Origin of the sequence: Pseudomonas viridiflava, assembly GCF_001642795.1 — a bacterium.
GTDB lineage: Bacteria > Pseudomonadota > Gammaproteobacteria > Pseudomonadales > Pseudomonadaceae > Aquipseudomonas > Aquipseudomonas viridiflava.
On the sequence record NZ_LKEH01000027.1, the window covers coordinates 145,953 to 161,384 of the forward strand.

Annotated in this window: 10 protein-coding genes; 5 read left to right on the forward strand and 5 right to left on the reverse strand. The window is 59.5% G+C overall.

Annotated elements, in window-relative coordinates; genetic code table 11:
- Positions 1-16: 16 nt before the first annotated feature.
- Genes AO065_RS15950 through glgA form a run of 4 tightly spaced genes read right to left on the reverse strand, consistent with a single transcriptional unit; the run spans position 17 to position 8,293 of the window.
- Positions 17-2,800, reverse strand: coding sequence for a malto-oligosyltrehalose synthase (locus AO065_RS15950; protein ID WP_004879701.1), 2,784 nt, complete (start codon positions 2,798-2,800; stop codon positions 17-19).
- Positions 2,797-4,875, reverse strand: a complete 2,079-nt coding sequence (gene malQ / locus AO065_RS15955; protein ID WP_004879698.1) for a 4-alpha-glucanotransferase — start codon at positions 4,873-4,875, stop codon at positions 2,797-2,799. Before malQ ends, AO065_RS15950 begins: the two co-directional genes overlap by 4 nt.
- On the reverse strand, positions 4,865-6,682 hold the full coding sequence (treZ, locus tag AO065_RS15960; protein WP_004879697.1) for a malto-oligosyltrehalose trehalohydrolase: 1,818 nt from the start codon (positions 6,680-6,682) through the stop codon (positions 4,865-4,867). The genes malQ and treZ overlap by 11 nt, the downstream gene beginning before the upstream one ends.
- 18 nt (positions 6,683-6,700) lie before the next feature.
- Positions 6,701-8,293, reverse strand: coding sequence for a glycogen synthase GlgA (gene glgA / locus AO065_RS15965; protein ID WP_004879695.1), 1,593 nt, complete (start codon positions 8,291-8,293; stop codon positions 6,701-6,703).
- A gap of 594 nt (positions 8,294-8,887) precedes the next feature.
- Here glgA and AO065_RS15970 point away from each other — a divergent pair.
- The gene (locus AO065_RS15970) at positions 8,888-9,379 is read left to right on the forward strand and encodes a GNAT family N-acetyltransferase (RefSeq protein WP_004879694.1); all 492 of its coding nucleotides are present in this window, start codon (positions 8,888-8,890) and stop codon (positions 9,377-9,379) included.
- 259 nt (positions 9,380-9,638) lie between these two features.
- Here the strand turns inward: AO065_RS15970 and AO065_RS27315 are convergent, their stop codons facing one another.
- The gene (locus AO065_RS27315; protein ID WP_004879692.1) at positions 9,639-9,812 is read right to left on the reverse strand and encodes a DUF6026 family protein; all 174 of its coding nucleotides are present in this window, start codon (positions 9,810-9,812) and stop codon (positions 9,639-9,641) included.
- A 311-nt stretch (positions 9,813-10,123) separates the two neighbouring features.
- Between AO065_RS27315 and gnd the strand changes: the two genes are divergently transcribed.
- From gnd to AO065_RS15995, 4 genes are all read left to right on the forward strand, one after another.
- On the forward strand, positions 10,124-11,098 hold the full coding sequence (gene gnd, locus AO065_RS15980; protein ID WP_004879691.1) for a phosphogluconate dehydrogenase (NAD(+)-dependent, decarboxylating): 975 nt from the start codon (positions 10,124-10,126) through the stop codon (positions 11,096-11,098).
- Entirely contained in the window at positions 11,098-12,630 is a 1,533-nt protein-coding gene (zwf, locus tag AO065_RS15985; protein WP_004879689.1) for a glucose-6-phosphate dehydrogenase, read from the forward strand. Before gnd ends, zwf begins: the two co-directional genes overlap by 1 nt.
- On the forward strand, positions 12,623-13,453 hold the full coding sequence (locus AO065_RS15990) for a Cof-type HAD-IIB family hydrolase (RefSeq protein ID WP_004879687.1): 831 nt from the start codon (positions 12,623-12,625) through the stop codon (positions 13,451-13,453). Before zwf ends, AO065_RS15990 begins: the two co-directional genes overlap by 8 nt.
- Before the next feature lie 147 nt (positions 13,454-13,600).
- Complete coding sequence (locus AO065_RS15995; protein ID WP_004879684.1) at positions 13,601-15,421, forward strand: glycoside hydrolase family 15 protein; 1,821 nt, start codon at positions 13,601-13,603, stop codon at positions 15,419-15,421.
- Positions 15,422-15,432 lie beyond the last annotated feature (11 nt).

Genomic DNA, 15,432 nt, shown 5'->3' on the forward strand with positions numbered 1-15,432 from the left:
TCGACACTCCCAGGTATTACATAGTTTGAATAAGCAAATTGACGGAAAATTCTTCTAGCGCTGCGCTGAGCGGTATTTCCCCATCACTCATCACGACGACGTCGGAAAAGAGGCCTTTCCACTGCTGATCTGAATCTGCAAACGGCACGCTGATACGTGTGTCGCCCCATTGAGCAGGATTAATGAATGGAGCCTGCGCAGTGCCCAATAGTTCACTGCTTATGCGCGGCACCACCACGATTGCACGCTCGTTCGCCGTTACCCGCGCGAACGCCAGTACCCTTTCGGCATGACTGCCTTTCACTTCCAGAGGAAGGTATTCCCCCTCGCTGAACAGCGTCGGATGCGCGGAACGCACGTTGAGCGCCGCTGCAATCAGCGCCTGTTTGATCCGGCCGTCATGCCAATGAGTCAACAGCTCGGGTGCGCTGACATTCTCTGTCAGAGCCTGTTGCCGAGCAGCGTAGTCCACAGGCCTGCGGTTGTCCGGGTCGACCAGACTGAAATCCCAGAACTCGGTGCCCTGATACAGATCAGGCACACCGGGCACCGTCAAGCGTAGCAAGGTTTGCGCCAGACTATTGAGCGCACCGGCAGTGGCGATGCGATTGGCGGTGGCACTCAGGGACTGGCGCAGCGCGAGGGCTTCAGGGGCCAGCAGGATGCGTTGCAGAAACTCTCGGCACGCCGTTTCATAAGGCTGGTTCGGCGCACTCCAGCTGCTTTGCAGCTTGGCTTCGCGCAGGGCCTTTTCCTGCCATTGCACCATGCGCTTTGCATAGTCTTCGTGAGCGTGCTCGCCTTCCAGATCCAGCGGCCAACTACCCAGCAACGCCTGATAGAGCATTAGCTCATCACCCGCGCTGATCACAGGCTCTTCACCTTTGAGCGGCATTGCCAGCTGGCGCCAGCGCTCTACCTGCTCGGCGTACCAGTCAGCACATTCGCTGAGTACCGCCAGACGTGTACGGGTGTCTTCGCCGCGCTTGTGATCATGGGTCGCAGTGGCCAGCAGATTGTCCGGGAATGTCTCGATGCGCTGGATGCATGCCTTGTGAAACTCTTCAACCGGCGCACTGAAATGTTGCGGATGGAAGCCCACATCGTTGCGCGACAGCAGTACGGCCGAACGATAGAACGAGGTGTCTTCCACCGATTTTGCCGCCACAGGTGAGGTCAACTGCTGGAAACGCACGCACGCGTTCTTGTACAGCTTGCGCAGGTGGCCACGCGGCAGCTTTCTCCACGGCTCGCCGCCCAGCCAGCGCGCGAGATAATCCAGCACAGGCCAGTCACCTTCATTGAGCGTCGAGCGCGCACCTTCCATGGCCTGCTGGAAGAATCGCTCGTCTTCTGCCGAACGCCCGCAGACGGTGATGTAGGTGCGGTACACCGGGAAGTTCACGATCAGAGCCAGCAAGGCGCGGCGAATCGCCCCCAGCGTCAGGTCACGGCTCATCAGGTCGCTGCGCGCCACCTGCAGCAGCGACTGCGCAACGTTTTCGAAATCACCCGCCAGCGTGCCATGCAGCACCAGATCACGCGCCACCAGTACTTCCTCATCGAAGTTGGCAGTACGTTCACTCAGACGGCTCCACAGCGCGCCCAACGGGGCTTCACCCTTGGGGTCGTGTTGCAGCAGCGACACCTGGTTCATGAATTCGTAGCCGGTCGTGCCGTCCACGCTCCAGTCTTCGCGCAGGGGTTCGTCAGGGCCAAGAATCTTTTCTACAAAAATCGGCAGATGATTCAGTCTGGCTTCGGCCGGTCGCTGGCTCAACAGACCCTGGACGCGACGATGCAGTTTACGTCCGTAACCGCGTGGGTTGGCCAGGCCGTCGATGTGGTCGATACGCAGGCCGTCGATGAGGCCGTCGGCGATCAGTTGGAAGATCTTGCCGTGGGTGGCTTCGAAGACATTCGGACGCTCTACGCGCAAGCCGCCCAGCTCGTTGATGTCGAAGAAACGCCGCCAGTTGATGTCGTCACCGGCGGTGCGCCAGCTCGCCAGACGATAGTACTGACGCTCCAGCAACTGATGAAGACGATCAAAACCTTCAGGCTGACTGGAGTCGAATCGGGCAATGATCTGTTCGATGGCCTTGAGCACCTGCGGATCGTTCGCCAGTTCGGCGAGCTCTGCCTTGGCCTGACGTGCTCGTTCGTACGCTTGCGGATACTGATTCAGCGCTGCGAAACGCTCACCCAGTTCTTTCAGTTTCGGGTGGTCAGTGTGCTGTAACAGCGAGTCGTAAGTGGTCGGGCAGATCGGGAAGTGGTGCTGATAGTGCTCGATATGAAAGGCACCGCGCTGTGCATCGAAGCGCAGCGGAATTTCGCCTGCCTGCAGCACCGTGCCGTAATCGCTGCTCAGAAACGGCAGAAGCAGCTGACCGGCGAGCAACGGATCCGGTGAATTCCACTGGATGTCGAAGAAGTCGGCGTACGGACTGCGACGTCCCCATTCGAGCAGATCGAGCCACCAGGGATTATCTGCACCGCCCACTGCCATGTGGTTGGAAACGATATCCAGGATGATGCCCATGCCATGCTCACGCAGGGCCGCCACCAGACGGAGCAGGGCGGGCTCGCCGCCCAGCTCGGGGTTGATGATGGTCGGATCCACTACGTCGTAGCCGTGCATGGAGCCTGCGCGCGCCTTGAGAATCGGCGATGCATACAGGTGGCTGATGCCCAGACTGGCAAAGTACGGTACCAGTGGCACCGCATCATCGAGGGTAAAGTCTTTGTGAAACTGCAGACGTTGTGTGGCTCTCAATGGTTGTAAAGGGCGATTCATTGGTCACGCTCCGCAGCTTGCAGCCGGGATTGGGACAGCAATTCCAGTCGTCGAGCAGCATCTTCAGTATCAAGGAGTGAGGCGGCATCGCCGGGTAGGCGTCTGCGCCAGTTAGGGTGGCTGTCGATGGTGCCGGGCAGGTTGGCCTGCTCCTGAACGCCCAGCGCGTCTTCTATGGGCAGCAGCACCAGCGGCGCACGGGTGTGGCCCAGGTAGCGGATGCTGGCATCGATGATCTGCACCGGGTCTTCAGTGTGTTCATCGAAGCCGTCATTGCTCTGGCTCAAGGCCCGACGCAACGCGTTGTACTCACGCGCACGCTCTTCACGCCAGTGCTGTTCGCTTTGCGCGTCCACATGCCCCAGTCGCGCGTTCCATTCGATGTCCAGTTCGCTGAGCCAGCCGGCCAGCGTCGGCAGGTCGTGGGTACTGGTGGTTGCCAGTGCCTCATCGGACCAATCCAGAATCGGCTTGAAGGAACCGTTGTTCTGTTCGAACAACAGCACGCGCATGCCCAGCATCTCGCGGGCGCTGAGTTTTTCGCTAAGGCCCTCAGGCACCGTGCCGAGGTCTTCGCCGAGCACGATCGCTTCATGACGCAGCGACTCCAGGCTCAGCAGACGCAGCATGTCGTCCAGCGGAAAATTCAGGTAAGCGCCTTCGCTGGGTGGCGAGCCTAGCGGTATCACCCAGAGGCGTTGCAGGCCCATCACATGGTCGATGCGCAGACCGCCTGCATGGGCAAAATTGGCGCGCAGCATTTCAATGAAAGCGCGGAAACCATTGCGCTTCAGGCCGTCGGGAGAAAACGCCGAGATGCCCCAGCTTTGGCCGGCGCGATTCAGGATGTCAGGCGGCGCGCCAACCGTGAGGGCCGACAACAGTTCGTCCTGACGGCTCCAGGCCTGGCTGCCGCCGCCATCGGCACCGACGGCCAGATCGGCGATCAGGCCGACGCGCATGCCACTGCTGCGTGCAGCGACCTGGGCACGCTCAAGACCGCGAGCAATGAGCCACTGGGTAAAGGCATGAAAACTGATCTGCGGGCCATGTTCAGCTGCGAATGCCGACACTGCCGGGTTGCGGGGATCTTTCAGCTCATCGGGCCACTCGTGCCAGTTGTCACTGATGCCCATGCCCGGACATTCGGCGCGCAGGGCTTCGAATCGGCAGTGGTTCTCCAGCGCTTCACCACCGCTATGTCGGAAACTGTTGAAGTCTTCGTGCAGAGGGTGCGAACCGGCGCTGAATGCTTCGTACAAAGCGTGTAACGCTTTCCACTTGGCGGCAGCAGCAGCGGGCCAGTCGATCAGCGGCAGGGCCTCAAGGCGTTTCAGTTCATCGGCAACACCGGCGTCTTCGATTGCCTGACGCCAGGCTCGTTCGCCCAGAATGGCACCCGGCGAGGCGTAAAGGCTGTTGAGAAACAGTCGGCTGGAAGGCGAGTAAGGGCTGTAGCGATGCGGATCGCTGGCGAACATGGCATGAATCGGACTGATCGCCAGCGCATCGGCGCCTCGTTCGCCCGCTGAGCGGACCAGCGATTCCAGTGCCTGTGTATCACCGAAACCGCCATCACCTTCGCGCCGCAATCCGTACAGCTGGGCCGTGAGGCCCCATGCACGAGGCTTGCGTGTGTCGGTGGCCATGGACATGCTGAAACAGGTCTTGGGCGCGACGGCGATGGTCAGGTGTTGCCCCTCGATGTCCAGTTGCTGATAACCCGGCGGCGCGAGGGCGGGCAGCTCGGCGTTGGCAGTCAGTCTGGCGTCCAGTGACGAGCCGTCTTCCAGATGCAGGGTAAAGGGCGTCTCGGGCTTGAACCAGGCGGACAGGTCCAGCTTGCAGTCTTGATCGACAGTCAACAGCGGCGGTGCGCCTGCGCCCTCGCGGGCAGCCTGCAAGCGCTGCAGGCTGGCATCGATGGCTTCGCTGCCATCGGCCGGATAGCCCAGCGCTTCGAGAACCTTGCGCAACACATCGTGGCTGACAGTCTGTGGACGAGCGTTGGCATCGACCCAGTGCACCGACAGGCCTGCTTCGGTGGCAAGCCTTTCCAATTGCTCATTGCTCATCCTGTTCCTCCAGAACATCACGGCCTGTCAGGCTGACAATCGCCGTGTAAGGATTGAGGATGCCTTGATGTGAAAGTTCGGACGATTTTGGCTGCGTGGAGAAAATCACTCTCGCACCTTTCTGTTGCGAAGCGTTGACAGCTTTCTCGCTCAGGTTCAGGTCGATGCGCAGCACACTGCCGTCGCCCATGCGCCAGGAGGCGCTGACGGCATGATCCGCCAGAATCCTGGTGCCTATCGCGGTGGCACCGGGCAGGCGTGGAATGATTTCTTCCTTACGCAGGGCCAGCAATTGTTTGTAGAGCGCCAGCCAGTTGCGATGATCCAGTCCTGCGTCCGTTTCCAGGTCCAGCGCTGCAAAAGCCGGGCGCGAGGCTTCGAAGGTTTTCGGATCATTGGGGTCGGGAATGTGTTCGCGACGTTCCGGATCGGCGAATGCGGCGAAATCGGCAAATTCGCTGCGTCGACCTTCGCGCACCAGATCCGCCAGTTCACCATGATGGCTGGTGAAGAACAGAAACGGCTCGCTGGCCGCCCATTCATCGCCCATGAACATCAGTGGAATCATTGGCGACAGCAGCAACAGGGCGGTGGCCGCCTTGAGTGCAGGGGCAGGGCAGAGTTGCGGCAGGCGTTCGCCGAGCGCGCGGTTACCGATCTGGTCATGGTTCTGCAGAAACAGCACGAAAGCGCTGGGCGGCAGATGGCCGCTGGGCTCACCGCGTGTGTGGCCGTGCCGGGTCTGTTCGCCCTGATACACGAAGCCTTCGCTCAACAGGCGGGCCAGCTTCTGTGTCGGCTCCTGTGCAAAATCCGAGTAGTAGGCGTCGGTTTCGCCGGTCAGCAGCACATGCAGCGTGTTATGCCCATCGTCATCCCACTGGGCGTCAAAACCCTTGTCGGCGAGCAGGCTGGCCTGGTTGAATTCGTTTTCCAGATTCAGCCACACGTGTCGACCTGGTTCGATCTGTTCACGTACACGTTCGGCGAATTCGGGCAGGAACGTTTCGTCGCGGATCGCGTGCACAGCGTCCATGCGCAGACCGTCAAAACGGTATTCGAGCAGCCACATCAGTGCGTTGTCGACGAAGTAGTCACGTACTTGCGGACGTCGGAAGTCGATGGCGTCGCCCCATGGCGTGTGCAGGTCGCTGCGGAAAAATTCCTTGGCGTAACTGCCCAGATAATTGCCATCCGGCCCGAAGTGGTTGTAGACGACGTCCAGAATGACCGCCAGACCGTGCCCGTGCGCCGTGTCGATCAGGTGCTTGAGCTGCTCGGGCGTGCCGTAGGAGGACTGCGGCGCATACGGCAGCACGCCGTCGTAGCCCCAGTTGCGGTCGCCGGGAAATTGCGCCAGAGGCATCAGTTCGATGGCAGTCACACCAAGGTCGGCCAGATGCTGCAAATGTTTTTCAACACCTGCATAGCCTCCCAACGCGCCGACGTGCAGTTCATAAATGACTGCTTCGTGCCAGGGGCGGCCATTCCAGTCGGTGTTTTTCCACTGGTAAGCAAGCGGGTCGACGACAACACTGTGTGAGTGAACGTCGTCAGCCTGAGCGCGGGAAGCGGGGTCGGGGACCTTGAGCTCCCCGTCGATGTTGAACTGGTATCGGGTGCCCGCCTTGCAGCGGGCCTCCAGAGCAAACCAGCCTTCAGGCTCTGAGGTCATGGCCAGTGACTGACCATCCTCCAGTTCAAGCGTGACCTCGTGGGCATCCGGTGCCCAGAGGGCAAACCGGGTGAGTTCGGGATTTACCAAAACGGCGCCGTGGCGCCAGCTGTTTTCTGTGCGCAGAGGCATCCATTGACCCCTTTTTCCTTAGTAGTGAATTGAAGCACCCGCATTTTTCTTCAACAGATCGCGATACAGTTCTGCGTAGGGCTCTACCGCTTGATGCCAGTTGAACGGGGCGGCCATGGCGCGGCAGCGCATGGCATTGAGTAACTCTGGGTGAGCGAATACCTGGAACGCGCGGTTCAGGGCTTCGGTGTAGCTTTCCACGGTCGATTCGTTGAACAGGAAACCTGTCACGCCGTCTTCGATGGTGTCTGCCAGGCCGCCTGTGTTGCGGGCCACCGGCAGCGAACCGAAGCGCTGGGCGTACATTTGGCTCAGGCCGCAAGGCTCGTAACGGGAAGGCATGAGCAAGAAGTCACTGCCTGCGAACATGCGTCGGGCGTCGGTTTCGTTGAAGCCGATACGCACACCGATGCGACCAGGAAAGCGCGTTGCGAGCGCACGCATGGCGTCTTCTTCTTCAGGCTCACCGCGACCGATGATTGCAATCTGGCCGCCATTGTTGACGATGTGCTCGGCCACGCCGATCGTCAGGTCCAGGCCTTTCTGGTACACGAGGCGCGAGACGACTGCGAACAGCGGGCCGGTCGAAGCGTCGAGGTCGAACAGTTCTCGGACGTAGTCGGCGTTGATCTCTTTGCGCAGCCATTCATTGGGTGCGAAGTGGCAGATCAGGTGTTCGTCGGTGGAGGCGTCCCAGCTTGCGTCGATGCCATTGGGAATACCGCTCAGCTGACCCTTCTCGGCCTTGCTCTGCAGGAAACCTTCCAGGCCGCAGCCGAACTCGGGGGTGGTGATTTCCCTGGCGTAGGTCGCACTGACCGTCGTGATGTGGTTCGCGTACGCCATGCCTGCCTTGATGAACGACAGCTTGCCGTAGAATTCCATGCCTTCGGCCTGAAGGGCTTCGTCAGGGATACCGAGCTCGCGGCTTGAACCGGTGCTTACAGTGCCCTGGTAGGCCAGATTGTGAATGGTGAAGATGCTGGGCGTGGTCTGGCCGCGCCATTTCATGTAGGCAGGGGCCAGACCGGCAGGCCAGTCGTGGGCGTGAACCAGCTCGGGGCACCATTGGGTTTTCACTGCGCCTGCTGCGAAATCTGCAGCGGCAAGACCCAGGCGCGCAAAGCGGATGTGGTTGTCGGACCAGTCACGGCCGTGGCGATCGGCGTAAGGCGTGCCTTCACGCTCATACAGTTCAGGGCAGATCAGGACATAAATGACCAGACCGTCCTTCATGTCCATCCGCCCGACCTTGCACGCAGGTAGCCCGGCATAGCCGCCCAGCTGGCTGATGATATGAATGGGGTTGCCGCTATTGATCACTTGCGGGTAGCCGGGTATCAGCACGCGGACATCGTGCAGGTGACGCATGGCTCGCGGCAAGGCAGCAGACACATCGCCCAAACCCCCGGTTTTCACCAGGTCAGCCAGTTCTGAAGTCACAAACAGGACTTTGCGTTTGTTGACCTGGGAAAGTGTGGGCTGTGAAGTCGAAGTCGGCAGTTGCAGCAGTGGAACGCTCGTCGTAGCGAAAACCGGCAGATGAGTCAGCTCGCTGGCCGGCTGATTAAAACTCTCTCCCTTCTGGGTTTTGACAGCGGCGCTAATCATCGTTTTCTCCCGTTAAAACAGTGTTGGTGCATCACATGATTTTTATTGGCCATTTCCTATGGCCGGGTACGTGCACCTGCACTACGCAAAAACAGTACCGACTTGGACTATACATAGCAGCGATGCAACGTGATGGAGGCATTGCGGGCAATAAGCCAACAGCATAGGCGCTCTATTCACCTGACCCGGCGCTTTTGTAGAAGTTTCGAGTATTTTACCGGCGGTCGTCTGGAGCAGGGCTTGGCGGCCTGTTTGCGGGCATCGCCGGTGCAATCCCTGCGCTTTTTCAGGGCGGCGTTCGACGAACTTATCGGGTGATGACCGGCCGTCGGATTGTTCGACAATCAACGGGATCCCATTCGTTTCGTGAAAAATGCCGAGGCCTTTTCTGCTTTTTTCGGCTGAATGGATGTGCGCTGCCTTTTCCAGGTGCAGGCAATGGTCAATTCACGAGCACCAGAAGAAACTTCCTACATCTGTGCTGGAACATTTTGGAGCAGGGCGGGATAGAATCACGGTCCTTTGGCCTGCCATTGATTGCGCAGGCCTCATCGTAAACGCTGTATGAAGACTCATTGGTTGACGGGGATGGAAATGGAAGGCCCAGAGGTGTTGGTACTGCAGGCGAGTTACACCAATCCGGTACACGCAGCTGCGATCGGGTTCGTCTTGAACGAATATGCGCTGGATGCCATGGGTACGGGCAAGCCGTTGTCGAGCGATACGCGCCAGCAACTGGCGATCGAACTGGCCAAGCGGCCTCATGCATTCAGCGTTCTGGCATTCATCGCCGGTGAGCCTGTTGGGCTGGTGAATTGCTTCGAAGGCTTTTCCACCTTTGCCTGTCGTCCCCTGGTCAATATCCACGACGTCGCGGTCATTGCCGAACACCGCGGTAAAGGCATCAGTCAGAAAATGCTCGCCAAGGTCGAAGAAATTGCGCGCCAGCGCGGGTGCTGCAAGCTGACGCTCGAGGTGCTGGAAGGCAACGATGTCGCGCAGGCGGCGTATCGCAAGGTCGGTTTTGACAGCTATCAGCTGAACCCGGAAATGGGCCGCGCCATGTTCTGGCAAAAGACGCTGTAATCGTGGCGACGCTGCCAGATCAGGGCCTCGTACGGCGTTCTGAGGCTGTGGCAGTGTTTCTGGCGTTGCGAAATGTGTCTGGCCCGCGAAACCGAACTGGCGCAAAATGCGCGCACTGTCTGATCCGGAAAAGCTTGCGGGACCGTTGATTAAGGCTGCTTGCTGGCGTAGTCGAAGAGGAAAGGCGGGGAGGAGATCAGGCGGGCAAGCCAGCGGATCGGGCTTGCCTCGGGGCGGTCATGGCGCAGGGGGTGAATCTTCAGAGTTGTAGAGCTGTACCGGAAGACGTCAGCTGGGTTTGCTGAAGCATCATGCTCAGATGAGCGACCTTCTTCTGCAGTTGCTCACGTTCTTCTTTCAACGCACGCAGTTCGTCGCGGCGGATTGTCACATACAGGGTTTGTGGTGCCAGTGCTGGTAGTACAGTGCCCATTGCTCACCTCGCAAATGGTGGATTCAACCTGGAAAGGTCCGTGGCAATGACTATCAATCCCTGAGTGGCCGCTGCTAACCTCTCTATCGGCACAGATTCTGATTTCTTTTGCGTTAAATTGGAACTTTTTTATTTTTCATGGTCGCGAACGTTTATCGATCGCGACAAAATGCACTCACTGGCAGCACCGCTGTTGTCATCTCCCTCAGGGGAACCGACGTTCTGTCTCGCTTGACTAACCAGCATGCTCACTGACTGTTGAAGCGCTGGACGACAAGTGAGGCCCCTTTTACGAGTTTAGGAGCAACTTCATGCAACTTGGGATTATTGGACTGGGCCGCATGGGCGGCAATATCGCACGGCGTTTGATGCTCGATGGTCACACCACCGTGGTGTATGACCGTGACGAAGCATCACGCAGCGCCCTGGCCAATGAAGGCTCGACGCCAGCGGCCGATCTGGCCGAACTGGTGGGTGCCCTGCAGGCGCCGCGTGCAATCTGGGTCATGCTGCCAGCGGGCGCACCGACCGAGGACACGATTCAGATCCTGAGCCAGTTGCTTGAGCCCGATGACGTGATCATCGACGGCGGCAACACGTTCTATAAGGACGACATCCGTCGTGCGCAGGAACTCACCGACAAGGGCCTGCACTACGTGGACGTTGGTACGTCCGGTGGTGTCTGGGGGCTGGAGCGCGGTTACTGCATGATGATCGGTGGCGAGAAAGCGATCGTTGATCGTCTCGACCCGCTTTTCGCCACGCTGGCGCCCGGCATGGGCGATATCCCGCGCACCAAGGATCGCAATTCGACCGATCACCGTGCTGAGCATGGCTATATCCATGCCGGCCCCGCCGGTTCAGGTCACTTTGTGAAGATGATCCACAACGGCATCGAGTACGGAATGATGCAGGCCTTCGCGGAAGGCTTCGATCTACTCAAGCAGAAGAATTCCGAACATCTGCCAGCCGAACAGCGCTTTGACCTGAACACTGCAGACATCGCTGAAGTGTGGCGTCGTGGCAGCGTCGTCTCGTCCTGGTTGCTGGACCTTACAGCTGACGCACTGGCCACCGATCCACAGCTGGATGCGTTCTCCGGCTCGGTTGCCGACAGCGGTGAAGGCCGCTGGACCATCGAGGCCGCCATCGAGCAGGCTGTTCCGGTTCCTGTATTGTCCAGCGCGCTGTTCGCACGCTTCCGCTCCCGCCAGACCAGCTCCTATGCTGACAAGATGCTGTCGGCCATGCGCTTTGGTTTCGGTGGTCACAAGGAACCCAAGTAATGGGCCTGTCACGCGGCACATCCGAGCAAAAAGCCGAAGTCGCACCGCCAACAACGCTGTTTCTGTTCGGTGCGCACGGGGACCTTGTCAAACGCCTGCTGATGCCGGCGCTCTACAATCTGGCGCGTGACGGTCTGGTTGACTCAGGCCTGCACATTGTCGGTGTCGATCACAACGCGATCAGCGACGCCGATTTTGCCAAGAAGCTTGAAAACTTCATTCGTGACGAATCTGCCGCGAAGGTCTCCGAGTCGGGCAAGGATCCTCTGGACCCTGAATTGTGGGGCAAGCTTGCCGAGCGAATCAGTTATGTGCAGGGCGACTTCCTGGATGACTCCACTTACCGGGACATCGAAAGCAAGATAAAGAGCACCGGCTCTGCCAACGCGGTGTTCTATCTCGCGACGGCACCGCGCTTCTTCAGTGAAGTGGCGGCGCGTCTGGGCTCGTCCGGTCTGTTGAAGGAAACCGAAGGCGGATTTCGTCGCGTGGTGATCGAGAAGCCTTTCGGCTCCGATCTGGCCAGTGCGGTGGAGTTGAACAATTGCCTGCTCAAGGTAATGAGCGAAAAGCAGATTTATCGCATCGATCATTACCTGGGCAAGGAAACGGTGCAGAACATTCTGGTCAGCCGTTTCTCCAACGGGCTGTTCGAGTCGTTCTGGAACAACCATTACATTGACCATGTGCAGATCACCGCTGCGGAAACAGTTGGCGTTGAAACCCGTGGCAGCTTCTACGAGAACACCGGTGCCCTGCGCGACATGGTGCCCAATCATCTGTTTCAGCTGCTGGCGATGGTTGCCATGGAGCCACCGGCTGCCTTTGGTGCCGATGCCGTGCGCGGCGAAAAGGCCAAGGTGGTAGGAGCGATTCGTCCCTGGAGCGAAGAAGAGGCACTGGCCAATTCGGTGCGCGGTCAGTATGCGGAAGGCGAGATGTCCGGCCGCAAGGTGCCGGGTTATCGTCAGGAAGACCGCGTTGCAGCCGACAGCACCACGGAAACCTTCGTGGCGCTCAAGGTCATGGTCGACAACTGGCGCTGGGTCGGCGTGCCATTCTACCTGCGCACCGGCAAGCGCATGAGTGCGCGCAGTACCGAGATCGCCATCTGCTTCAAGCCCGCGCCCTATGCGCAGTTCCGCGATACCGAGGTGGATCGGCTCAAGCCGAACTATCTGCGCATCCAGATTCAGCCAAACGAAGGCATGTGGTTCGATCTGTTCGCCAAGCGCCCCGGCCCGACGCTGGAGATGGAAGACATCGAGCTTGGTTTTGCCTACAAGGACTTCTTCGAGATGCAGCCGTCGACCGGCTATGAAACGCTGATCTACGACTGCCTGACCGGGGATCAGACGCTGTTCCAGCGTGCTGACAATATCGAAAACGGCTGGCGCGCCGTGCAGCCGTTTCTCGATGCCTGGGCCAAAAAGCCCGAGGTCACGCTGTACGAGGCCGGCAGGGATGGTCCTGAAGTCGGTGACGAGTTGTTGAGCCGGGACGGCCGTGAATGGCGGGAACTCAATGTCTGAACACACTGATGTGTCTGTGTCCGAACGGTCTGTACGTTTTCTGCTTTCCGATATCGATGGTACGTTACTGCGCCCCGATCACAGCCTGAGTCAGGCCAACATCGACGCCGTGCGTGATCTGCAACTGGCGGGTATCCATTTCACCCTGGCCAGCAGCCGACCGCCGCGTGCGATGCGTGAAGTGATCGAGGCGCTGGGCATCGAGCTGCCAACGGTTGCGTTCAACGGCGGGACCATTACCCACGCTGATGGCCGCCTGCTTGCAGCGCACCGCATCGACCCTGCGGCAGTACGCACCTGCCTTGATCTCTTTGCAACCCAGAAAGTCTCGATCTGGGTGTTCGCCGATGACGACTGGCTGCTGCTTGATCCCGCGGGCGACTATGTCGATCATGAGCGCGATGCGCTGGGCTATGAGCCGGTTCGGGTAAGCAGCTTCGAGCCCTATCTGGATCGTGTCGACAAGATTGTCGCCGCGAGCAAGGACTTCGAACTGCTGAAGACGCTTGAAACACGTCTGAATCCACTCATCGACGGGCTGGCGCTGGCGGTGCGTTCGCAGCGTTATTACCTGGATGTCACGGCGCTGGAAGCCAACAAGGGCTCCGCGCTGGTTGCTCTGGCCGACTACCTGGGTGTCGACCTCGCTCACACGGCAGCCATCGGCGACGGCGGCAACGACGTGGCGATGTTTCACAAGGCTGGTGTTTCGATTGTGATGGGGCAGGGCGAGGCCAGTGTGCTGGGTCAGGCTGACCATGTCACTGGCAGCAATGTCGAGGATGGTGTCGCAACCGCGATCAGGCGTTACATCCTGGGCTGACAACGTCGCTGCCCGCTGGGGCGGCGATGCTGTATCTCACCTGTCTGTATTTCTTGTCTGTATCTCCCTTGTCTGTATTTAACTTGCGTGGGCTTCACAAGAGCGGGTATTCATGACGGCAACTGTTCATAAATCAGAGCATTACGAATGGCCGCATTGATTGAAGACTACGCACTGCTGGGAAATTGTCAGACTGCCGCGCTGGTTTCACGCGATGGGTCGCTGGACTGGCTGTGCTTCCCGCGTTTCGATTCTCCTTCCTGCTTCTCGGCCTTGCTGGGCGACAGCGACCATGGCCGCTGGAAGATCGCGCCACATGCAGAAATCGTATCCGTCGAGCGGCGCTACCGCGACGGCACGCTGATTCTGGAAACCGTGTTCGAAACCCGTGAGGGTCGGGCAATGCTGGTCGATTTCATGCCCATGAACACGTCCGGACATGTCGTGCGCAACGTGGTCGGTCTGTCCGGAGAGGTCGCGTTCGACATGGATCTGGCCATTCGCTTCGATTACGGCAGCAGCGTGCCCTGGGTCGAGAAGAAGGATCCGCACACGCTGACTGCTGTCGCAGGGCCGGAAATGCTCGTGTTGCGCAGTCCGGTACCGCTGCTCCCTCAGGATCATCACACCGCCAGCCACTTCAAGGTCGTCGAGGGCGAAAGCAAGGTATTCACCCTGGCGTACCAGGCGTCTTATCTGCCGGTTCAGGCGAGCATCGATGCGGTGCACGCGCAGGAAGAAACCGAGCGCTACTGGCGCGAGTTTTCGGATCGCTGTCCCGACGTCGGCCCGTGGACCGATCAGGTCAAACGCTCGCTGATCACGCTCAAGGCGATGACCTTCGCCCCGACTGGCGGAATCGTGGCTGCCGTCACGACCTCGCTGCCCGAGCAACTGGGTGGTGAACGCAACTGGGATTACCGCTATTGCTGGCTGCGGGATGCAACCATGACCCTGCTGGCCTTTATGAACCTGGGCTACTTCGAGGAGGCGACGGCATGGCGCAACTGGCTGCTGCGCTCGGTGGCAGGCAACCCGGAACAGATTCAGATCATGTATGGCGTGGGCGGTGAGCGACGCCTGGCCGAATATGAACTGCCCTGGCTGAGCGGTTATGAAGGCTCGCAACCCGTGCGTATTGGCAATGGCGCTGCCACTCAGGTTCAGCTGGATGTGTATGGCGAAGTGGCTGATGCCATGATTCAGGCACTCAAGGGCGGCATGCCACGTCATCCACGCAGCGTCGCGATTTCCAAAGTGGTCATGCCGTTTCTGGAAAAAGTCTGGCATCAGCCAGACGCCGGGATCTGGGAGATCCGCTCCGAGCCTCGACATTTCACGCACTCCAAGGTCATGGCCTGGGTCGCGTTCGACCGTAACGCCACGCAGATCGCTCAGGCGGCCGAGAGCGACGAAGACCGCGCGCTGGCCAGGCATTACCGGCACGTGGCTGATGAAATCCACGCCGACGTCTGCAATAACGGCTTCGATGCGCAACTGAACAGTTTCGTGCAGACCTACGGTGCCAAAGAGGTCGATGCCAGTCTGCTGCAGATTGTGCTGACCGGTTTTCTGCCTGCCGATGATCCACGTGTGATCGGCACAGTGGCCGAGATCGAGCGAACGTTGATGCAGGATGGTCTGTTGCTGCGCTACGACGGCGAGCGGAGTGTCGATGGCGTGTCGGGCAGCGAGGGCACGTTTCTGGTCTGTTCGTTCTGGCTGGCCGATGCCTATGTGTTACTGGGCAGGGCGGACGAAGCGGCGGCCTTGTTTGGCAGGCTTTGCGACCTGTGCAATGACGTCGGCCTGCTGGCCGAGCAATACGACCCGAAGGCTGGGCGTATGCTCGGGAATTTCCCGCAGGCGTTCAGTCATATCGGCATCATCAATACCGCGTTGAACCTTCACAGGACGGTGTGTCCTGCCCGGGCGCGTACTTCCGGCGGTATAGACGGCTGCGTCTGATTATCACGGCA